Below are 22231 nucleotides of genomic sequence, written 5' to 3' on the forward strand. Positions count from 1 at the left end.
AACCAGTACAATGAGGCGCCATAGAGCGCCTTTTTTTATGGCGTGCAATTGCACTAAGGAGTACGCATGGCAATCATTTCTTGTCCGCAATGCCAAAAGTCGATTTCAGACAAACACAAAGTTTGTCCCCATTGCAACGCAGCGGTTGGTGAAATGGACGAACAAACCCAACATCGCCTTGCTGCGCGCACCAAACTTCAACAGCATCAATCATTAATGAATCAGTCGTTTGTTGCCCTCATTCTGTTTCTAGGTGGGTTTTTAGTGCTTTACTGGCAACATCCAGTTCCAGGCTCTTGGCAGCAAAATGCATGCTACGCCGCGATTGCAATTGGTGTGGTGTGGTATTTAGTTAACCGTGTCCGTTTAGTGTTTTTGAAAAGAAAGAAATTATGAATATAGAGCAGTTAGTTCAGTCAATTACACCTGAAGTTTTTGAACGTCTTCAATATGGCGCGTCGACCGGGAAGTGGCCTGATGGCACAGCATTGAGCGACGAACAAAAAGAGCAAACCATGCAGTTGGTAATGCTTTATCAAGCGAAAGTGCTTAAAAGTGACGAACAATTCACCGTTGGTGCAGACGGGCAATTAGTTCAAAAATCAAAACAAGAACTAAAACAACAATTCAAATCAGACAACGAAATAGCTAGGTTTAGTGAAAATGATCTTTAAGCAGTTTTTTCAGCCTAAATGGAAACACCCAAAAGAAACAACGCGCCTCGGTGCTTTGTCAGCACTGGACAGTCAACAACACGAACAAATCATTCGTGAACTAGCCTGCAGTGATCCGAGCTCTAGCGTTCGTGCAGCAGCATTGAAAAAGCTCAATGATGTGCATTTGTGGTGGCAAGCATGCCAACAGGATGCCGAGCCTAGCATCAAACGTCTTGCGAACCAAAAAGTGGGCCAAGCACTGCTCGAGTCTAATGAGGTTCTGTCTGATAGTGATAAAGAACTCTATATTGACCGCTTTGCTCCAGACAAATTACTTGAGCAATTGGCGCTACAAGAAAAGACAAATACTGCAAAAATTAAACTTCTTAAGCGTCTGCATAAACCGCAATTGGTTGAACAGGCTTTCCGAAGTGCAGATGAGGCACTGCAACACCAGCTTTGTGATCTAGTTATTAATTTAGAGTTAGCCGCCAAGCTGCAAAAATTTGCTCAAGGCGAAGCGCAAAGCCAACTAAATGAGTATTTAGAGCGCCAGCAACGCGCACAAGAGATGCCGGTTGAGGTCGATCAACAAGCCAAATTACTGCTAGCCAAACTCAACGCTCTGAGAGAAAAATCGGACTACCAGCTTGTCAGCACACACTTCAGTGCGCTCAACAAGCAATTTGAACAATTGGATCTGTCTTGGCTTGGTGACATTCAGCGCGAGCAATACGAACAAAAGCATGCGACGCTAATGCTTAAACTTAATAGTCACTTAGATAGGCTAAAAGCTGAATATGACCTTGAGCTATCGAAACAGCAAGCGCAGCAACGTAGCGTACTTGCGCTTGCAAACCTTAGTGCGTTGGCAGAAGAAATTGCCCATGCGATGTCACTACGTTTTGATGGTAATGAGCAAATTCAGACCGATTGGTTGCATGCTAAAGTTGATCAAGCAAGAGACATGCTGTTAAACGAAGACTTACAGCCTGGTCAGGAACTTAACAGCCAACGTGCTGAATTAGAACGTTTATTTAAACAAGTTGAGCAGCTGGCTGCGTATGAACAGGACGTAGCAACCGTACGTGCCGTGCTAGGTGAATATCAAGCCCTTAGTGTACCAACCACCACTGACGAGCTTGATGGTGCACTGGCGCAAGAATCCCAGTTACGCGTACGAGTCCGCGAAGCAATTAATGCCTTACCAAAAGAACTAACAGGGCATTGGCAGCAACAATTCAAAGCTGCTCAAAAGCACTGGCAAGCTCAGGTTAAGCCTCTGACTGAAGAACAAAACAAACTGTTAGATATAGCCAAAAAGAAAGCAAAAGATCTACGTCGTTTGACTAGCCAAGGCCGCTACCGTGTTGCGTTTGGCGTATTCAATGGTTTGCGCGAAGTGTATGAGCAAATGACGCAACACTTTCAACAACAGGTTGCCCGCGAATATGAAGCAATCGAAAGTATGCTCGATGAAGCCAAAGACTGGCATCAGTACGCAGGCGAAGCGCAGCAAGAACAACTTGTTAATGCTGCTAAAGAGCTTGCGAGTGAGCAATGCGAGGACGCCAATGAGCGTTTGGAGCAGGTCAAGCGGTTGCGCAAGAGTTGGCAGCTACTAGGTCCTGAAGTCGATGCGAATGCTAAAGAGCAGTTCGAGCAAGCTATCGAATTAGCGTTTGAACCTTGTCGCGTTCATTTTGCTCATCAGCAAGAGCAAAAGGAGCAGGCGATTGCCCAGCGCGAGCAAATTATTGCGGATATGCAAACGCTTAGCGAACAACGCGAACAGATGCAAATCATCGAACTTGAGCGCGCTTTTAATCTCATAGTCAAGCAATGGCGAGAAGCAAAACGTCTAGAGAGTAAGCTATATAACAAGTTCAACAAACGCTTTAACCAAGCCCAAGGTGATGTTGTTAACACCATTGAGCGTTATTATGATGACAATGCCGCGGCTAAAGAAGCTTTGTTGCAGCAAGCACAGCAAATACAACTAGACAATGTATTTGCAGCGACTAATGAGTTGAAAAACTTACAGCAACAGTGGCAAAAAATAGGCTTTGCTGGCAAAGGCAAAGAACGCAAACTGTGGCAAGCCTTTAGACGCATTAATGATGACGTATTTAAACAACGCGATGAAACCAAAGCGGTTCAGCAAGAAGAGCTTGATGCATTAAAAACTGAGCAATCTGAGCAGCTGACGCTACTCTCGCAGAGTTTTAAACAAAGTGAGACCTTGGCACAGTTACAAAAATTGGATGCTGAAATCACAGCACTGAATGTGATTAAAGAATTGAGCGCAGACAAAGAAGCGCTGCGTGTGCAAGTTCGAAATACGATAGAGAAACTAACAAAAGCGGCGCAAAACGAGCACCTGATTATTTTGAAGAAATCTCTGCAGGAACAGACAGCAGTCGATCATCTATGGTTAAGCAACACACAGCTAGGCTTAAGCGCTGAACAATTAGTTGTACGCATCGAAATCTCTGAAAGTGTTGATAGCCCAGCGAGTGATGCCCAGTTGCGCATGCAAGAGCAAGTAACCATGCTTGATGAGAAGCACCACGGTGTCATACATTCAACGGATGCGTTGCTCAAAGCATGGTTAGCGCAAAGCACTGACGCTGAAGGCAATGTGAGTGATGAGTATGCAACCCAATGTCAGCGAATTATCGCTGTATTAGATAAAATGGTGTCCTTATGATGCAGTGGCTAAAAGCCTCGTTAATAATAGTGTTGGTTGCGGTTGTGAGCGGGTGTGCTTCGACTGCGCCTTTGAGTATATTTTCATTAAGCAGCGGTGAATTAGAGCAAAACCTATTAAAGCAAAGCGATAAATACCATGCCTCCGGCTCCGTGCTAGGTGTGCCTATGGACTTGCAGGTTAATGATATTGGTGTGGTTATTGGCGGTGAGCAAAGCCCAAAAGGGATTGAACTGGCGTTGGATAACACCGTTATGATGCAAGCTCTAGCTATTAAAGTGCCGGTGCGAGTGCGTTTAAACATTGCTGCTATTCCTGTATTCAATGCCAATGACGATTCAATTTATTTGCAAGACTTCAAAGTATTGAACGCCGATATTGATGCGATGGGGTATCGCGGTAAATTGGCCCCGCTGTCTCAGGAAGTACAACAATTGCTGACACAAACCTTCAGTCAATATCCAATCTACACCTTAAACCAGCAGGACCCTCGTCAGGCGTTGTTGTCACGTTTTAAGCTAGCGCTTGATGTACGCCCTGGTGTGATCACCCTCACATCAGGCCTGTAACGGTAAACTTGCGCGGTTGCATGTGTTCTCGATAAGATAACGAAATATCGTTATCTTATTTGTGTAACCGCCATGGACTCTTCTCTTAAGCAATACCTTCACGACCCACGCCTGTTATTAGACGCAGCGGGTGAGGGCATTTATGGTTTTGATTTAGACGGTAACGCCGTTTTTATAAACCCCGCAGCTGAGCGTATGACCGGTTGGAAGGCCAGCGAGCTGTTGGGCAAACGCATTCATCAATTTCATCACCACAGCCATGCTGATGGTAGTGAATATCCTGCTGATGAGTGTCATATTTACCGCACTATGTTTGATGGTCAAACGCGACAAATCACCAATGAAGTGTTTTGGCGCAAAGATGGTAGTCAGTTTCCTGTTGAATACACGTCCACACCTATTTACAAAGATGATCAGCTTATCGGTGCAGTGGCGATATTTCGTGATGTATCAACACAGCGCAGCACGCAACAGGCTTTGCGTGATGCTTTGCAGCGTGTCAGCCAGTTAAGTGAACAACTGCAGGCGGAAAACACCTATCTGTTAGAAGAGATCAATGCGGATTGGCAACATGGCGAGTTGGTCGGTCAATCACCACCGTTTTGCACTATGATGCAACAGCTGCAACTAGTGGCGAACACAGATGCGACAGTACTCATCCAAGGTGAGAATGGCACAGGTAAAGAACTTGTAGCGCGACATATTCATGCTCAAAGCCCCAGGAAAGAGGCTCCGCTCGTTAAAGTTAATTGTGCGGTATTTGCTGAGAGCCTCTTGGAGTCTGAACTCTTCGGGCATGAAAAAGGTGCGTTTACGGGGGCTACTCAGCGACGTAAAGGTCGCTTTGAGCTTGCTGACGGTGGCACACTGTTTCTTGATGAAATCGGTGAGTTGCCTTTGCCAGCACAAGGCAAATTACTGCGAGTGTTACAAGAACACGAATTTGAGCGCCTAGGCGGACAGCAAACGATTAAGGTCAATATCCGTTTGATTGCGGCTACTAACCGAGACCTATGGGAGATGGTGCAGCAGGGGACATTCAGGATGGACCTCTATTACCGTTTAAATGTTTTTCCATTGCGTGTGCCCGCCCTCAGAGAGCGAATTGATGATATCGAACTGTTGGTGAGTCAGCTATTGGTCAAGTTGTCGCAAAAGCTAGGTAGAAAATTTGATTCTATTTCCAATAAAAGTCTTTCCTTACTGAAGAATTATGATTGGCCTGGAAATATTCGTGAATTGCAAAATACGCTTGAGAGAGCGGCGATACTAACTCAAGGAAGCGTGTTAAATATTGAGCTATTTGCTGAAAGTGCCTATCAACATGAGCAGCCAATACAGACATTGGCTGACTGCGAGCGCCAGCACATTAGCCGTATTTTGAGCCAGTGTCAGGGTAAAATTAACGGTGTAAATGGTGCTGCGAAGTTACTGGGCTTAGCACCAAGTACGCTGCGCTCGAAAATGAAAAAGCTCAATATCGCGCGAGAGTAAATGCTAATTCAGCGATATATCGCCACCAATAACGATATATCGTTGTTTTGTGAAGTGCGTTTGAAATTTTATATAATAATATCAACGTTTTACGCTGTACCCTGATTGGCATGGCAATTGCCATATAAGGGCGTTTATGTAGCAATCAAAAGCGTCCTTATGAAGTTTGATATTAAAGAAGAAGATCTCATCATTAAGCCCTATAAACAGTCCGGGCCAATCTATATTCGTGAACAAAAAGGTAAATTCCAAAAAATACGCAGGGTTCTTAGCTGGTGTTTAATGTTTGCCTTTATCGCCTTACCTTGGATAAGTTATCAGGGGCAACAGGCGGTGTTGTTTGACGTCGCTAATCAACAGTTTCGCATTTTTGGTGCCACCTTCTTTCCGCAAGATTTTATGTTGCTGGCATGGATGTTTATGGCAGGCGCGTTCGCCTTATTTTTCATTACCAACTGGTTAGGCAGGGTGTGGTGCGGCTATATGTGCCCACAAACTGTGTGGATGTTGCTGTTCACATGGGTCGAGCATCGTATTGAGGGCAGCCGCAATCAACGTATCAAGTTAGACAAAGAAGCTTGGCATGCGAAAAAATGGCTAAGAAAAGGCGCTAAGCATGCGATCTGGATGAGTTTGGCTTTTCTCACTGCAACGACTTTTATGAGCTATTTCATCCCTGCGAAAGAGTTGTATATGGACTTGTTCGTTCTGTCTTGGGGTGGTATCACCAGTTTTTGGGTGTTTCTGTTTGCGCTATGTACTTATGGTAACGCTGGCTGGCTGCGGGAAAAGATGTGTATTTATATGTGCCCTTATTCTCGTTTTCAGTCAGTGATGTTTGATAAAGACACCTTGGTTGTCACTTATGATCAAGCTCGTGGCGAAAGTCGTGGACCTCGTAAACGTAAAGCCAACCACAAAGAACTTGGTCTAGGAGACTGCGTTGATTGTAATCTGTGTGTGGAGGTGTGTCCTGCAGGCATTGATATCCGTAATGGCTTGCAATATGAATGCATCAACTGTGGATTGTGTATTGATGCGTGTGACGACACGATGGCGAAGTTTGCATATCCTAAGGGGTTGATTAGCTATCAAAGTGAACGTCAGCAGCAGGGCGGGCACACCTCTATTTGGCGGCTTAAACTTGTGGGCTATGCGGTCATGACGGTATTGGTGTTCAGTGTCATGGTTATTTGGCTAAATGGGCGGGTGCCGATAGAAGCCTATGTGACCCGCGATAGGGGGGAGCTATCTCGTACGGATTATCGTGGTATGGTAGAAAACCCTTACCGTATTTCTATTATCAACAAATCACAGCAGCCACAAACCTACCAGTTACAGGTTGTGGGTATTGAAGGTGCCGCGTTAGCAGTGCATGGAAATTTAGAATTTGCCGGAGCGGAACAAAAAGAAATCCCGGTGACTGTGAGCGTTGATGAAACTCTACTGAAGCAAAAGGTGACGCCGTTTAAGTTCGAAATTAAGGCGTTAGGTGATGCACAAGTCGTGGTAGAAAAAGAGTCACGATTTTATAAATAATTAAATAACAGCCCGACTCAAAAGCGAGTCGGGCTAGCAATGTCTCTACAGTTGGGCGACAAAATCTAACGCCGATGTTACCGCAGCCACCTGCGCATCGATGCAATTTTGATCATCCACTTTTGGACTGTCTGGGTAGACTTCCGTCGTGGTTACATAAGGGGCGTTGGTTAAGCCCATGCATAAACCCAATTTCTTACCCGCGTATTCAATTACACCACGCTGTTGTAGTTCAACCCCAATTAGCTGATTGTTGTTATCAGCAGGTGCGATGTGAGTCACTGTTTCTACGTGGTCAATAATAGCTTCTTGGAATAATGGCTGTGGGCGCTCAGTGTCTGCCACCAAATAGAAGCCATCAGGAATATTCCAGTTATGATTTGTCACGCCATCGCGCGCAGCAAGGGCTGGGCGGAACTGCGAATTATCAGTATCTGTCGTCTCATGCAAATCGATATGAACCAACACATCTGAACTGAAAGGCGCAATAAAATCCAACAGCAACTGCGACTCAGCAGCATCAGAGCCTTCATAGAAAGAGCGATTAGGATCGATAGCCTTAGGGTTCCAACGGTTGATTGTTTCGTAGCCCCAAGGACTTACACAGGGCACGACTAAAATGTTGAAAGTGTCGCAATGTGCGTCAGTCACGTTTTCTGCAAAGGCCAATGCACCGTGCACTCCACTGGTCTCATAGCCATGCACACCACCCGTTACTAAAGCAATAGGGCGACCTTTTTGCCAATTTTTATGTTTTAGCGCGAATAAGCCATATGTGTGCTCATATTCCAATTGACCGTATTGAATAATGTCATAGTCATTACCAAGTTGCTCAATCTTGCTAAGTACTTGCGTTTCATAGCTACGCTGTTTGACTTGTGCTTGGAACCAAGCTTGTTTGTGTTCTTCAGACCAAGGTTGGCCAGCAATACCAATTGGATAAGTTTCTTTACTCATTACCCTTCCTACTCAACGAGTGTTTAGGCGCAGCTTAGAGTCTTTGTTGTGATTGTCAACAGTTACGCATGAACCAGTAAAGCTGTCAGGCCTATACTTAAATGGAGCTTTAGTATGGTTAGAGATAACTGTTGACGTAGGAAAGTGCATCATCAAGATCAGAGAAAATGATGTCGCTGGTTTTATTTTCTTTACCCAGCTCTTTGCGGATTTGGTCAAGTTGATTGATAGCTATGGCGGAGTCAACAACGAATGCTATTGCTTTACATCCGTGAGCATACATGTGCTTAGCAATGCTAACCATACGCTGCTGTGCTTCCGGGGTTGCAGCGGGCACATTAATAGAATTACCCACATAGGCCCATTGGCTAAGCTGATGCTCGTTCACCAAAGCCTCGAGTTGTTTGGCGAATGTGGCAATCATTCGATCATTAATCGCGCCATTGAATTCACCGATAATGACAGACCCTTGAAGCGTCAATTGGTATGAGCCATTGGCACACGAATAGTTATACATACATGCTCCTATGTCATTGATGGCGAGATTTTAATCATTATGTCCCTATTGTAAAGCATAATAATGGCGAAAGAAGGAAATTTAGCCCCTCAATACTCTTGTATGTGCTTAAGGGAAGATATTTGCTAGATTTAATTTAAATGCGATAATTTCAGAAAGAACTGAAACAAGAAAGGTTGCTATGGAACTCACTGAAAAGATGGAAGCATTTGTAATGCACTGTGGAGAAATGGGGAGTCGTTGGGGATTCAACCGAACTATTGGACAAATGTACGCTTTATTACTGATCAGTGAAGAACCGCTAAGTGCCAATGAGCTGTCGCAAACTCTGCACATTTCTCGTGGTAATGTCAGCATGGGAATAAAAGAGCTAAACTCTTGGCAGTTGATTGCAACTAAACATAAGCCCGGCGACCGAAAGGAATATTATCAACCAGCGGGCAGTATTTGGCAGATGGCCAACCGCGTATTTGAACAGCGCCGGAAGCGAGAAATTGACCCAACATTAAGTCTTCTTCGTGATAGTCTGCTTGACGAACCTAGCAACCAAGGTGAAGCCTACGCGCAAACGCGGATGTTAGAAATTCACGATTTACTCGAAATGATCACCGAGTGGGCTTCAGAGCTGCAAAGGCTTAGTCCAGAAAAATTATCGACCTTGATGCGTTTGGGGGCTGGGGTGACAAAAATGCTCGACCTACGTGATAAGTTGACCCTCAAAAGTGGTAAAGACAACGCCTAGCACTTTCAAATGTAATGATAAAATAAGTGGTTTGACCAGAAACTTGAATAACGAGTTTGCTGTGTACCTTTTATGCCAAATTACTCAATGGTCTAAGTGGATTAGGCTATATAACGAAACAATAGAGACAATGTAATCACTTTGGGTTAATAATTAGTTAATGGTTTCCAGCCAAAACAGATAACCAACTTTAGCTTCGCGAGTTGGTTTTCTTCTTTCACCCTCATAAATCCCTGTAGTCCTGCTGCCTTTACTCGCACAAAACTAGACAAATAGTACCTGTGGCGCTAACGTGGGTTCGCTTATAACAACAAGATGAAAAATATTATGCTAAAACGAACTCTCGCGATTGCAGTGTGCGTTGCACTTACTGGTTGCAACGACAAACCAGCTGACACATCGACCCAAGCTCAAGCAACAGAGCAACCAACTGCAGTAGCTGATAACGCAGCGGCAACCAAAGGTTTTACTTACCCAACGACTCGCAAAGGTGATGTAGTTGATACCTATTTTGAGCAACAGATTGCTGACCCATATCGCTGGCTAGAAGACGATATGAGTGAAGAAACTGCAAGCTGGGTAGAATCACAAAACAAGGTAACATTCGATTACCTTCAGCAAATCCCATATCGCGACGAACTAAAGAAAAGCCTTAAAAACCTGATGGATTATGAAAAGGTGAGCGCGCCTTTCCAAGAAGGTGAGTACACATATTTCTACAAGAACGACGGATTGCAGAACCAATATGTCCTTTATCGTCAAAAAGGTGATGCAGAAGCTGAAGTCTTCCTCGATCCAAACACCTTCAGTGAAGACGGCACAACCTCGCTAGCGGGTGTAAGCTTTAGCGAAGATGGCTCATTAGCTGCGTATCAAATTTCTGAAGGCGGCAGTGACTGGCGCAAAGTCATCGTATTAGACACCAACACCATGAAGCCAGTGGGTGAGACGCTGGTGGATGTAAAATTCAGTGGTATTGCGTGGTTAGGTAATGAAGGTTTTTATTACTCAAGCTACGACAAACCAAAAGGCAGTGAATTATCAGCTAAAACTGACCAACACAAACTGTATTATCATAAGCTAGGCACTGCACAAAAAGACGATCAACTTGTCTTCGGTGGTACTGATGAGCAAAAACACCGTTATGTCGGTGGCGCAGTAACTTCAGACCAGCGCTTCTTAATTATTTCAGCGGCAGTTTCCACTTCTGGTAATAAGTTGTTCATTAAAGACTTAACGAAAGACAACAGCCCACTTGTAACTGTGATTGATGATATTACTTATGACAGTGATATTCTCGACAATGACGGCGATACCTTATACATAGTTACTAACAAAGATGCGCCTAATAAGCGTGTTGTGACTGTAAACGCAAGTCAACCAACGCCTGAAAACTGGAAAGACTTAATTCCAGAAACAGAAAATGTGCTGAATATTTCAAAAGGCGGCAACTACTTTTTTGCCAGCTATATGGTTGATGCGATTTCACAAGTGAAGCAATTTGATAAATCAGGCAAACTTGTGCGTGAAATTGAACTACCAGGTGTGGGCACAGCGTCTGGTTTCGGTGGAAAGAAAGAGCAATCAACGCTTTATTACAGTTTCACTAATTACAAAACACCGGGCACTATTTTCAGCTTTGAAGTTGAATCAGGTGAATCAAAAATCTACAACGAGTCTGGCGCTAAATTTGACCCGTCTTTGTATGATTCAAAACAAGTTTTTTATACCTCTAAAGATGGCACTAAAGTGCCGATGATCTTGACGTATAAGAAAGGCATCAAAATGGATGGAACTAACCCAACCATTCTGTATGGATACGGTGGCTTCAATGTCAGTCTAACCCCTCGTTACTCTGCAACCACTGCAGCTTGGTTAGAGCAAGGTGGTGTGTACGCGGTACCGAACCTTCGTGGTGGCGGTGAATACGGTAAGGAATGGCATAAAGCGGGTACTCAAATGCAAAAGCAAAATGTGTTTGATGACTTCATCGCAGCGGCTGAATACCTGATCGAAAACAAATACACCTCGAGTGATTACCTTGCGGTGCGTGGCGGCTCAAACGGTGGTCTATTGGTCGGTGCCGTAATGACTCAGCGCCCAGATTTGTTCAAAGTTGCATTGCCAGCGGTTGGTGTATTAGACATGTTGCGCTACCACACCTTCACTGCGGGAGCTGGATGGGCATATGATTATGGTACAGCGCAAGACAGCAAAGAAATGTTCGAATACCTCAAAGGCTATTCACCAGTGCACAATGTTAAAAGTGGCGTAAGTTATCCTGCAACGCTTGTAACTACCGGTGACCACGATGACCGTGTAGTACCAGCACACTCTTATAAGTTTGCTGCTGAATTACAGGCAAAAGATGCAGGTGAAAATCCAGTCATGATCCGTATTGAGACCAATGCAGGACATGGTGCGGGTACACCGACCTCAAAAATCATTGAGCAATATGCTGATATCTATGGCTTTACCCTATACAACATGGGTATTAAAAAGCTATAAATAATAAGCTATTACGCATTTATTGAGCCGGCTATTAGCCGGCTTTTTTATTCTTATTCTACGTTCTCGGGGTTAGGTTTGCGTTTTCAATCTCAGCGGTTGCTATTGATGCCATTGTCGCAAGATCATTGGCCTGTGTTTTTGGCGCTTCACAGCGACGACAGTGTCATGCAGTATGTTGCAGATATGCAGAGCGAGGCGCATGTTAAAGTTCGTTTTGAGCAACGCTTGGGTGAGCACTCACACCACACTCATAAATTTTGCTGGGCAATCACTTGCAAACAAACAGCCGCGGTGTTTGGTGTGATTGGATATGACTTAGTAAATGATTCACAAGCTGAGTTGGGCTACATGCTGTTACCGCATCACCAAGGGCGTGGCTATGCGAGCGAAGCGCTTGAAAGGGTGATTGCCTTTGCCGTGAAAGCACAGGGAGTTAGGTGTTTTAGTGCAACGGTCACACAGGGCAATGAAGCCTCAAGAAAGGTACTTATCAATTGCGGATTCAGTCAACTGCAGACCCGAAACACAGGATATATGATTAATGGCAAGGAAGTGAATGACTGGTGCTTTGAGCTGTGCGTAAATGCACAACTATAAGTGCTGTTGTGCCATATTTATTTTGTTTTCTAGCGCATATTATTAATTCAATATTTTTCAAATGGGCATTTCTATGCTGAAAAACTCAGAACAGGGCTATGGTTTGGTCGCTATAACTCTGCATTGGTTGATGGCCGTAACCGTAATAGACTTATTTGCATTAGGCCTATACATGGTAGAGCTGAGCTATTACGACGCTTGGTACAAGGGCTCTCTGGATTTGCATAAGAGTGTGGGGGTGAGCTTGGCCATCGTTTTGATTTTGCGCTTGGCGTGGCGCATAAGCCAGCCTAAACCTCAATCATTAGCGCAAAATTCTTTACAAAAAAGAGCTGCCAGTGCGGTGCATCTATTACTTTACGTGCTATTGGTCGCATTAGTCATGAGCGGATATTTAATCTCCACTGCGGATGGCCGAGCGATAGACGTGTTTGGATTTTTTGAAGTCCCCGCTCTGGGATCGTTTGTAGAAAACCAAGAAGATCTCGCAGGTGATATTCATTTTTACCTTGCGTGGACACTCATTATCGCAGTCGCGGTTCATGCGCTTGCGGCATTAAAACACCATTTCATCAATCGGGATCGGACGTTAGTTCGAATGCTAAAAGTAACCAAAGGAAATTCATAATGAAAAAACTATTTACTCAACTTGCAGTTGCTGGCGCGTTAATTACGTCTAGCCATGCGGTAAATGCGGCTGACTACGTGATTGATACTCAGGGCGCGCACGCGTTTGTTAATTTCAAGATTAAGCATTTAGGCTACAGCTGGTTATATGGCCGCTTCAATACTTTTAAGGGTGAATTTAGTTACGATGCCGCGAATGCTGATGCGTCGAAAATTAGCGTTGTTATCGATACTGCGAGCATCGACTCTAACCACGCAGAGCGAGATAAGCATTTGCGTGGCGACGACTTCCTAAATGTTAAAGAGCATCCTAAAGCGACGTTCACCAGCAGCAGCATTAAATTCAGTGATGCTGACACTGCGACAGTCACAGGTGACTTCACCTTAAATGGCGTGAGTAAAACAATTAGCTTCGATATTGAAAAAATAGGCGAGGGTGATGATCCATGGGGTGGTTACCGTGTGGGCTTCGTAGGACAAACAAGCATTGCCTTAAAAGATTACGGCATTGACTATGATTTAGGCCCAGCTTCAACGCATGTTGACTTAGAACTTTCTATTGAAGGCATTCGCCAATAATAGCTTCTCGCTGTGTGACTAAGCTCGCACAGCGAAACTCCCTTCTTATTGCTTCTTGTACATAGTTCCACATCATTATCATCGTAATGAATAGCGCCCAAATGGCATCTAAATTTGCAGCTGTTAATGACAGGCTGATATAACAATATTGGCGTTATTAAAACAGGAAGTCACTGATGGCGATGAAAAATACTCACATGGTTGGATTTATCGAAGGCGATGGCATCGGACCTGAGGTCATGCCTTTAGTGCGGGAGCTTATAAATCACGTAGTAAATGTGTGTTATCGCGGTGAGCAAACCATTTCGTGGCAACCTTTATTATTAGGTGAGCAAGCAGCGATGTCTGGAGACGGCGAGTGGTTTCCGCAGAGCACCGTTTCCGCATTACGTGAACTTAAAGTGGCTTTAAAAGGCCCAATGAGTAGTGCCATAGGTGGTGGCTTTCGCTCATTAAATATTGCATTACGCGAAGAGTTAGATCTGTTTTGTAATATGCGGGTGATCAAATCGTTAGCTGGGCTGCCAACACCGCTGAAAAATGCCGCCGATATTGATTTAGTAGTATTTCGTGAATGCAGCGAAGACAGTTTCGCCAGTATTGAGTTGGGAGCCAACACCCCGGACGCGCAGCGCCTAATAGAAGTACTGGAGCAAGAGCTAGGCTATTATCGACTGCGCTTTGTTGACGATTGCGCGCTGGCCATCAAAAATTGCTCTAAAGCCGCAACCGAGCGTTTAGTGCAAAGGGCCGTGGATTATGCCTTGGCACATAACCGCAAAAAGCTCACTGTAGTGCATAAAAGTAATGCATGGCAGCTCACGGAAGGGCAATTTCAACTTTGGGCGAGTGATTTCATCACTAACCACTATGAACTAAAAAGTAGTGATGATGGCGCCCAATTTATTGTTAATCCACAAGGTGGTGATATCGTGGTTGAGCAGATGATGTTGGACCAAGTGATGCAACGCCTAGCCCAACAACCACAACAATTTGATGTATTGGTTTGTAACAATCTAGCTGGCGATTTAATTTCTGACCTTGCGACATCCTTGATTGGTGGTGTGGGTATTGTGCCTAGCGTTAACTGTAACAATGAAATGGCGTTGTTTGAGCCTAGCCATGGTCCATTTAGACGCATTGCAGGCAGCGGTTTGGCAAATCCCAGTGCAACCGTGTGGGCTGGCATACTTATGCTGGAGCATTTGGGAATGCATGAGGCGGCGGCTTCGCTTTGGAGTGGATTAAGAGATGTCATTAACGCGCATGACGCGCTTTTTCAACTGGACACCCGCGATAGCTTGAATCAAGGTGTGTCAACAACACATATTATCGCCGCTATTGAAGCGGCGATACCCATGCCAGCTTAAGCAAGGCGCGTAGTTAAGCCGCGATGGCACCTTGCAGTAGTTCTCGGGCTCTAATGCGCGAGGGCTCTTGGCTTCCTAGGTTAGGCGCTAATCCCAGTTCATCAAGCAAGGTAAACAACATGGCTACTGGGACAGGGCAATTATTTTCATCGAGAATATCAGCTTGGGTTGCAGTGACCGTGGCCGCATTTGGGTAGTGCTCGCGCAGTGCATCAAGAGTAATTGCGTTATCGCCACACGCGCGGCAGTAACCACCAAACTCATCGTTTAATTGCGCAAGCGCTTCGTAAAAGTCGTTAAGGCTGAGCGTTGAACCGCAAGCTTGAAGCTGGGTTTGAATAAAGATATCTAGTTCAGCGTTGATATGAATGCAATCATAGTGTTTGTATTGTCGTGATAGCATGAGTGCCTCCAGTGGCGTTTTGTTTTCTTATATATACCTTAAGATTAATCATGCTATTTATGAAATGGATGAAATCGATATCTAGTATTTACACTGTAAATATTCTATTTATATTGTTGCAGCTGCTGTCTTAACCAAACGTGTGCTGGGCTATGGTGTACCAGGGGGCTCCAAAGCATAGAAACACCAATAGGCACGATAGGAAAGGGGACAGGGCACAAAGCGAGTTCCACGCGAGTATTGGCAACAAGGTGCTCAGCAAGGCGTCGTGGCAGCGTAGCCAGTAGATCCGTCCCAGCACATAAGTCCGCAATAAGACTGTGGTGGCGTGCATAAACAGCAATATTTCGCTTGTGACCGAGTTGGATCAGCGCTTGATCAACCCAACCCAACTTTTGTGGCTCTCGGTTCTTTATTACCGGTTCTGGGCCAAAACCACTGCGATTAAGCCAAATATGCGAGTGCGCAAGGTAGGTTTCAACATCCAAGTGGGTGTGTATAGGGTGGCCAGCGCGTGCTAGGCAACAATAATTGTCTCGCCACAATGTTGATTGATGAAAAGACGAAGGCATACGTGTGAAACGGTCTATAGCAATGTCGACTTGTCCTTGCTCCAACTCACTTAAGGTCACGTCGCTTGGGTGAATGAGATCTATCTTGATACTTGGGAACTGACTTGCTATATCGCGCAGGAACGCTACTAATAATGGTGCAACAAGAAACTCATTGGCCATAATACGAAAGGTGTGCTGTGTGCTGCGTGGGTCGAAGCTATTCTCTTGAATGGTAATAGCTTGCACTACGCTGAGGAAATGCTCTAGTTGCGGTTTTAATGCCAGGGCTTTTTCCGTGCACATCATGGTACTGCCACTTCGTACTAAGAGTGGATCGCAAAACAAATCTCTGAGACGTTTTAATGCGTTACTCATTGCACTTTGCGTGAGTGCCAGCCTGTTGGCCGCCTGCGATACACTGCGCTCCTCGATTAGTACGTGCAGATACACCAAAAGATTCAAGTCAATTTGACGTAAGTTCATAACGGTTCATTACCAATTGCCCATACAGTTAATGTATCTCAGCTCAATTCATAAATCTAACTCATTGCTAAATAACGATAATAGGCACAGTTAATAATGATTAATTTTCAATTTTAATTGTCCACTTTGCCACGTATGCTGTTCTAAAAAAGGAGTTATTGATATGGGATTCGCGAATAAACTAGTCGTTGCAGGGATGCTACTGTGTGTTCAACCGGCTTGGTCTCATCCGCTAGAGGGGAGTTGGCAGTTTGTCTCTGGTGAATATTTTACGCCGCAAGGTGATTTTAAAGCTCAAGCACCACAAATTAGTTCCACCAAAGTGATCAGCGCGGGTCACTTTAATTACGTAACCAGAAAAAATGGGGCGTTTCATTATGCCGCTGGTGGTCGATATGAAATCACTGACACACAATTTATTGAATACATAGACTATGGCAATATTCCCTCTTTGCTCGATAAACGTTTAGCGTTTGATTTTGAATTAATAGGTGATGTGTGGCATCACAGATTATTTGAGCAAGGGAAGCTAGTGGAATATGAAATATGGCGTCGTTCTGATGCAATCTCACAAAAAAAGGCGCCTAAATAGCGCCTTTCTCATTAAGCTGATTGGACTTCGTCGAAGTCATCATCCATGGACTTTTTTACTCGGGTACCGTCCTCTTGAGCTCGTAAACGTTCCAATTCCGCGGTTGTTTCTGCCAAGCTTGTTTCCAGCTCGCTAAGGCGATTTTGCGCCAGCGTTGCACTTTTAGACAGGCGTTCAAGCGTTGCACTGGAATTTTGCTTCAAGAAGGTAATTTGCTCTCTCAAGCGTTTATTTTCGTCGATTTGCTCTTGCAAACGTTCGCTATCGCCATTATCTACATTGGCTGGCTGTGCAGTTGCCTGTGGAGCAGGTGAAGTCAATTGCTCTTGTAGCTCTTTAATCTTTTGTTGTAGCTGTTCATTACTCGAAGTTAAACGTTCAATGGTCGACGCCGAGTTGTTTTTCAAGAAGCGCACTTGCTCCATTAGCTTATCGCTAGCCTGTTGTGCCTTGGCTTGTTCTGCTTTGGCTGCCTCTAACTCTTCCGTTTGTAGCCTAGTTTGTTCACGAAGTTGGCGTAAGTCTTCACGTTGAGTTTCTTGGTGACGGGCAGCGACAGTACTTTGCTCTTTGAGCATCATGTTTTCGTTTTTCAGCCTATCAACCAAGGGTTGCTGCTCTTGCAATTGTTGCTGTACGCGTTCGATCTTAACTTCAAGCTCAGCTTTTGCTTGTTGCATTTCGGTGTGCTGTTGCGTCAATACTTCGTGTTTCTGCGTGATCGCGTCGCGCTCTTGCACTATGGTCGCAATTTCAAGATCGAAGTTATCGATGCGATGTTGCAGGGCAGCAACTTGCTCATCACTACCCGATTGTAATAACTCAACTTGTTTTTGTGCTTTTTCAAGGGCTTTCTGATTGCTCGCCAACTCTGCCGCTTGAGCATCAATATGCTTTTGTTTAGCAACGATATCTTCACTAAGCTGCAAATTTTGTGCACTTAACTTTTGCTGCTCTTGTTGCAACGTTGCTGCGTGCTTATCTGCCTCAGCTTGAGCATTATCAAGTTGAGCTTGTGTTTGTGATAACTGTTCCTGTTGCAGTGCAATTTGCTTGGTTTGCTCAGCAATTTGTTCTTTGTTAGCGGTAACTTCGCTAGTTAAGCCCTGATTTTGCTCACTAAGTTGTGAGTTTTCCTGCTGCAAACTGGCAACTTGTTCATCAACATTAGATTGTGCTCGCTGCAGTTGCTCTTGTGCAGTCGTTAATGCTGCTTGTTGCTGTTCGAGCTTCTGTGTTTGTTGGTCAATAATCTTTTGACGAGCAATCACGTTATCCGTGAGCTCTTTATTTTGCTCGCTTAGCTTAGTATTTTGCTGAGTTAGTGCCGAAACTTGCTCGTCTAACTGAGCTTGAGCACCATTGAGTTGCTCTTTGGCAACTGCTAAGTCAGCTTGCTGTTGCTCTAGTTGTTGCGTTTGTTCATCAATTTGCTTTTGACGCACTGACACTTGCTTGCGCAAGTCTTGATTTTGCTCATCGAGTTCGGTGTTAGCCTGTTGCAAAGAAGCAACCTGCTCATCAACATTGGATTGCGCTCGTTCAAGACGCTCTTTAGCGCTTTGCAGTTGATGCAGCTGTTGCTCAATTGTTGCTGATTGCTCGTCGATTACTGCTTGTTTAGCGACAATATCTTCACTGAGTTGTGCGTTTTGCTGACCAAGCTGTTGTGTTTCTTGCTGCAGTTGCTCTGCTTGCTGCTGCGCGTCTGCTTGGGCTGAGCTTAGTTGCTCCTGAGCTTGAGCAAGTAACTGCTGTTGGTTAGCTACTTGTTCCGTAAGCTCTTCAATTTGTAGTTGCGAAGCCTCTATACGTGCGTTCGCTTCTTGGTTTTGTTGTGATAGCAATTCACATTGTTGCTGTAACTCTGCGGCTCTGCTATCACCTGATGCCAACGCTTCCTGTGCTTGCTGCTGTGCAGAGACAAGCTGTTGTTGTAACGCTTCGAGCTCTTGCGTTTGCGCGTTGAGCTGTTGCTCAGAACCTTCAATTCGTTCGATAAGAGACTGATTTTGCGTTGTGAGTTGCTCACACTGAGCGTTCAGTTGTGCGACTTGCTCAGCGCTTTGAGTCTGCTGCTGCTCTACGAGTTCATGTGCTTGAGCCAGCTTTTGCTGATGTTCTTGTAATTGCTGCGCTTGCGCTTCTAATTGCTCGTTCGCAGTTGATACTTGTTCTTTAAGCGACTGATTTTGCTCGTCGTATTGTTCACACTGCTGCTGTAACTGCGCTGTTTTTTCACCACTGTCAGCGAGTACGCTTTGCACCTCGGCTTGCGCTTGAGCTAATTGCTGTTGTTGCTGTTCTAATTGCTCAGCTTGAGCTTGAAGCTTTTCATTCGAGCTGGCCACTTGCTCATTGAGCGATTGGTTTTGCTTATCGAATTCATCACATTGTTGCTCAAGTAGGGCGGCTTTTTCGTTACTTTGAGCAATTGCCTGCTGTGCTTCAGCTTGCGTTTTCTCAAGCAGCTGTTGTTGTGTTTCTAGTTGTTGTGCTTGATTGTCAATTTGCTCATTCGCACTTGACACTTGTTCGGTGAGCGATTGATTTTGCTCGGTTAACTCATTGCATTGTTGCTGTAATTGGGCAGCTTGTGCGTCGCTGTCTGACAGTGCATTGCTAAGTTGTTGCTTTGATTCAGTGAGCGCTTTTTCTTGCTCAAGCAGTTGTTGCGTCTGCTCTTCTAGCTTCTGCTGAGACGCGCTGATCTTTTCATTTAGAGATTGGTTTTGAGCAACGAGCTCGTTGCACTGTTGTTGCAATGCTGCACTTTGCTCGCTGCCATCGCTCAGCGCTTTTTCTAACTGCTCTTTTAATGAGTTGAGTTGATGTTGTTGCTGTTCTAACTGCTCAGTTTGCCCCACCAGTTTAAGCTGTGACTCGCTCATTTGTTGGTTCAAAGTGAGGTTTTGTGTACTGAGCTGCTCACATTGCTGTTGTAATGAGGCAGTTTTAATTTCGCTTTCTGCTAGTGCAGTAACCAACTGGTCTTTTGCGCTAACAAGCTCTTGCTGACGTTGTTCCAGTTCTTGGGCTTGCGTTGCTAGTTGCTGTTGTGACTCGCTAATTTGCTTAGTTAGCGCTTCGTTTTGCGCAGCTAATTCATCACACTGTTGTTGCAAGGCGGTGATTTGACTATCGCTTTGCGCAAGTGCCGTTTCGAGTTGTTGCTTTGTTTGTTCAAGCTCTTGGCGTTGCTGCTCAAGTGTTCTTTCTTGATTTTCAAGCAGTTGTTGCGACTGAGTTACCTGGTTTGCCAACTCATGCTTTTGCTCTGCGAGCTCTGAACATTGTTGTTGGAGCTGCGTCGCTTTGTCGTCACTGTCTGCCAGAGCCGTCTCTAACTGTTGCTGCGCAGTTTCAAGCTGCTGCTGGCGCTGATCTAACTCTTGTTCTTGTGCTGCAAGTTGTTGCTCAGTTTTATTGACTTGTTCGCTTAACGTTTTGTTTTGTTGTTCAAGCTGCTCACATTTTTGCGATAGATCGGCCGTTTTACTTTCGCTTTCTGCTTTGGCATTCGCAACTAGTTCTTGTGCACTAGATAAGTGCGCTTGCTGCTCTTGCAACTGCTCAGCTTGCGTGTCTATCTGAGTTTGTCGTGCTTCAACTCGCTCTAACAATTCTTGATTTTGGGCCACGATCGCATCGTATTTCTCTTGAAGATCTTCAAGGTTTTTAACGGCGACATGTTCGGCTTGAATTACTTTCTGTAGATGGGCTTGAACAGGCTCTAACTGTGCTCTGGCGTACGCTTCACTTTGCGCTTTAAACGCTTCCATGAACTGATCAGAGAACTGCATATCTGGATTGGGTTGAAAACCAGCACCTGGAGTAGGTGGTGGCATAAACGCGCCTTGAGTTGGGCTTGGCGCAGCTTGTGGTGTAGGAGCGGGTTGAGAAGCTTCTTGGGGGCGAACAGATCTATCTTCACTTCGCCATAATCGATAATGTTCAAGGACTTGCGAACGATCGCCATCATAACGCTGTAGAATTTTTTCTAGCGTAATTGGTACACCCGCTCTGTGAAGTTCATCACAGATCGCCTTAATCTCACTATACTGAGCCATCAACCTATCCTCCCAACAGATATTTAGGATAGCATTAAAACTGCCAGTGAACAGCTTTCTAATAAAAAAATTCGAGCTGTTTAAAAGGTAGCAGCTAATAAGTACTATTTTAGTTGTAGTTTTGTCCCTAAAGGTGCTGTTTCTATCATACTACGTTAAATCGGGCTCACACAATGCTAACAATTGATTTAAATGAAAATAAACAACTAGTTATTGTTCAAACGCAAAATATTAAAGTGAAATCAGAACAAATACTGATAAAAGTGTACGCCAGTGGCGTAAATCGTGCTGATTTATTGCAACGAAAAGGACAATATCCTGCACCTATTGGTGACAGCGATATTCTTGGTCTAGAGGTTGCTGGGGTGGTGCAAGAAGTGGGTGATGGGGTTAGCTCTGATTGGCTAGGCAAAAGGGTGATGGCGTTATGTGCCGGAGGCGGCTATGGCGAATTGGTAAGCGTTGATGTTGGTCATTGTATCGAAATGCCACAAACGTATTCCTTTGCCCAGGGAGCTGGTTTTTGTGAGGTGTTTTTTACTGCTTTTGATGCACTGCAACAATATCCGAATTTTGGGTCTGATCACACTTTGCTCGTTCATGCTGGCGCCAGTGGTGTCGGAACGGCAGCCATAACCCTAGCTAAAGCGTTGGGTGCGAAGGTTGTCGCCACGGTGGGTTCTGAGGTTAAGCAAAAGGCATGTGAGCAGTTGGGTGCTGATTTGGTTGTTAATTACCGCAGCGATGACTGGGTTACCAGCATGCGAGAAGCGGGTCTTGAAGCGGATGTGATTATTGACCCAATCGCTGGTGAGTATTTGCACCGGGATTTGAATGTTATTGCCCGAGATGGGCGTATTGTGGTGTTGGCTATGCTGGGCGGGCGATTCTGCGAGCGATTTGATACCGCCAAACTATTACAAAAACGGGCACATCTCATTGGCTCGACGCTCAGAAATCGAAGTTCACAATATAAATCGGAGCTCGTGAAGCAACTATTATCTCAATTCGGTGAGCAACTGGCCGCGGGCCAGCTTTTACCCGTGATTGACTCGGTGTTTCCTTGGCAGCAAGCAGAACAGGCGCATCAACGCCTAGAAAACAATGAAAATATTGGAAAGGTTATATTGGTGCATGAATAAGTGCACTGGTGAAATCTCGCAGCCAGCACGTTAGCAGATGATTGCGGCTAGATAAGTCATTGAACAATAGAGGCAATGGGGGTGATTGTCGCTTTTTATCAATAAGCACATTTTGCTAG

General features: G+C 44.9%; 19 protein-coding genes. 14 read left to right on the forward strand and 5 right to left on the reverse strand.

All coding sequences use genetic code 11. The features are described from left to right. Nucleotides 1–66 precede the first annotated feature (66 nt). The 6 genes from V1358_RS00060 to ccoG all read left to right on the forward strand — a co-directional run bounded on the left by V1358_RS00060 (nucleotide 67) and on the right by ccoG (nucleotide 6968). Entirely contained in the window at nucleotides 67–396 is a 330-nt protein-coding gene (locus V1358_RS00060) for a hypothetical protein (protein ID WP_342679731.1), read from the forward strand. Continuing rightward, nucleotides 393–674 (forward strand): YeaC family protein, encoded by a 282-nt coding sequence (locus V1358_RS00065; protein WP_347391826.1) that lies wholly within the window; start codon nucleotides 393–395, stop codon nucleotides 672–674. Before V1358_RS00060 ends, V1358_RS00065 begins: the two co-directional genes overlap by 4 nt. After that, a complete protein-coding gene (locus tag V1358_RS00070) occupies nucleotides 664–3366 on the forward strand; it encodes a DUF349 domain-containing protein (RefSeq protein WP_347392184.1) in 2703 nt (900 codons plus the stop codon). Before V1358_RS00065 ends, V1358_RS00070 begins: the two co-directional genes overlap by 11 nt. After that, the gene (locus V1358_RS00075) at nucleotides 3363–3935 is read left to right on the forward strand and encodes a YceB family lipoprotein (RefSeq protein WP_347392185.1); all 573 of its coding nucleotides are present in this window, start codon (nucleotides 3363–3365) and stop codon (nucleotides 3933–3935) included. Before V1358_RS00070 ends, V1358_RS00075 begins: the two co-directional genes overlap by 4 nt. Nucleotides 3936–4007: 72 nt before the next feature. Next, a complete protein-coding gene (locus tag V1358_RS00080; RefSeq protein WP_347392186.1) occupies nucleotides 4008–5429 on the forward strand; it encodes a sigma-54 interaction domain-containing protein in 1422 nt (473 codons plus the stop codon). 159 nt (nucleotides 5430–5588) lie between these two features. Continuing rightward, on the forward strand, nucleotides 5589–6968 hold the full coding sequence (gene ccoG, locus V1358_RS00085; protein ID WP_347392187.1) for a cytochrome c oxidase accessory protein CcoG: 1380 nt from the start codon (nucleotides 5589–5591) through the stop codon (nucleotides 6966–6968). Nucleotides 6969–7013: 45 nt separating this feature from the next. On the opposite strand, the gene V1358_RS00090 is transcribed toward ccoG, so the two are convergent. Both V1358_RS00090 and V1358_RS00095 read right to left on the reverse strand, forming a co-directional pair. Then, nucleotides 7014–7925: a M14 family metallopeptidase gene (locus tag V1358_RS00090; RefSeq protein ID WP_347392188.1), complete on the reverse strand. Its 912-nt coding sequence runs from the start codon at nucleotides 7923–7925 to the stop codon at nucleotides 7014–7016. 118 nt (nucleotides 7926–8043) lie between these two features. Next, a complete protein-coding gene (locus V1358_RS00095; protein WP_347392189.1) occupies nucleotides 8044–8442 on the reverse strand; it encodes a hypothetical protein in 399 nt (132 codons plus the stop codon). A gap of 181 nt (nucleotides 8443–8623) precedes the next feature. On the opposite strand from V1358_RS00095, the gene V1358_RS00100 reads away from it, so the two are divergent. The 6 genes from V1358_RS00100 (at nucleotide 8624) to V1358_RS00125 (ending at nucleotide 14868) form a co-directional block, all read left to right on the forward strand. Next, complete coding sequence (locus V1358_RS00100) at nucleotides 8624–9184, forward strand: GbsR/MarR family transcriptional regulator (protein ID WP_347391833.1); 561 nt, start codon at nucleotides 8624–8626, stop codon at nucleotides 9182–9184. 327 nt (nucleotides 9185–9511) lie between these two features. Continuing rightward, complete coding sequence (locus tag V1358_RS00105) at nucleotides 9512–11692, forward strand: prolyl oligopeptidase family serine peptidase (RefSeq protein ID WP_347392190.1); 2181 nt, start codon at nucleotides 9512–9514, stop codon at nucleotides 11690–11692. A gap of 78 nt (nucleotides 11693–11770) precedes the next feature. Further along, nucleotides 11771–12292, forward strand: coding sequence for a GNAT family N-acetyltransferase (locus tag V1358_RS00110; RefSeq protein WP_347392191.1), 522 nt, complete (start codon nucleotides 11771–11773; stop codon nucleotides 12290–12292). A gap of 73 nt (nucleotides 12293–12365) precedes the next feature. Further along, nucleotides 12366–12920, forward strand: a complete 555-nt coding sequence (locus V1358_RS00115) for a cytochrome b (RefSeq protein WP_347392192.1) — start codon at nucleotides 12366–12368, stop codon at nucleotides 12918–12920. Continuing rightward, nucleotides 12920–13498 carry a YceI family protein gene (locus V1358_RS00120; protein ID WP_347392193.1) on the forward strand — a complete coding sequence of 193 codons (579 nt, stop codon included), beginning with the start codon at nucleotides 12920–12922 and terminating at the stop codon, nucleotides 13496–13498. The genes V1358_RS00115 and V1358_RS00120 overlap by 1 nt, the downstream gene beginning before the upstream one ends. A 176-nt stretch (nucleotides 13499–13674) precedes the next feature. Beyond that, nucleotides 13675–14868: an isocitrate/isopropylmalate family dehydrogenase gene (locus V1358_RS00125; RefSeq protein WP_347392194.1), complete on the forward strand. Its 1194-nt coding sequence runs from the start codon at nucleotides 13675–13677 to the stop codon at nucleotides 14866–14868. 13 nt (nucleotides 14869–14881) lie between these two features. Here V1358_RS00125 and V1358_RS00130 read toward each other — a convergent pair whose 3' ends face one another. After that, entirely contained in the window at nucleotides 14882–15271 is a 390-nt protein-coding gene (locus V1358_RS00130) for a hypothetical protein (protein ID WP_347391839.1), read from the reverse strand. A 104-nt stretch (nucleotides 15272–15375) separates the two neighbouring features. Beyond that, nucleotides 15376–16308, reverse strand: coding sequence for a LysR family transcriptional regulator (locus V1358_RS00135; RefSeq protein ID WP_347392195.1), 933 nt, complete (start codon nucleotides 16306–16308; stop codon nucleotides 15376–15378). A gap of 163 nt (nucleotides 16309–16471) precedes the next feature. Between V1358_RS00135 and V1358_RS00140 the strand changes: the two genes are divergently transcribed. Continuing rightward, the gene (locus tag V1358_RS00140; RefSeq protein ID WP_347392196.1) at nucleotides 16472–16900 is read left to right on the forward strand and encodes a hypothetical protein; all 429 of its coding nucleotides are present in this window, start codon (nucleotides 16472–16474) and stop codon (nucleotides 16898–16900) included. A gap of 11 nt (nucleotides 16901–16911) precedes the next feature. Here V1358_RS00140 and V1358_RS00145 read toward each other — a convergent pair whose 3' ends face one another. After that, complete coding sequence (locus V1358_RS00145) at nucleotides 16912–20970, reverse strand: coiled-coil domain-containing protein (protein ID WP_347392197.1); 4059 nt, start codon at nucleotides 20968–20970, stop codon at nucleotides 16912–16914. 173 nt (nucleotides 20971–21143) lie between these two features. On the opposite strand from V1358_RS00145, the gene V1358_RS00150 reads away from it, so the two are divergent. Continuing rightward, nucleotides 21144–22112 carry an NAD(P)H-quinone oxidoreductase gene (locus V1358_RS00150; RefSeq protein ID WP_347392198.1) on the forward strand — a complete coding sequence of 323 codons (969 nt, stop codon included), beginning with the start codon at nucleotides 21144–21146 and terminating at the stop codon, nucleotides 22110–22112. The last annotated feature ends 119 nt before the right edge of the window (nucleotides 22113–22231 follow it).

It is taken from the genome of Pseudoalteromonas pernae, assembly GCF_039831865.1.
Taxonomy (GTDB): domain Bacteria; phylum Pseudomonadota; class Gammaproteobacteria; order Enterobacterales; family Alteromonadaceae; genus Pseudoalteromonas; species Pseudoalteromonas pernae.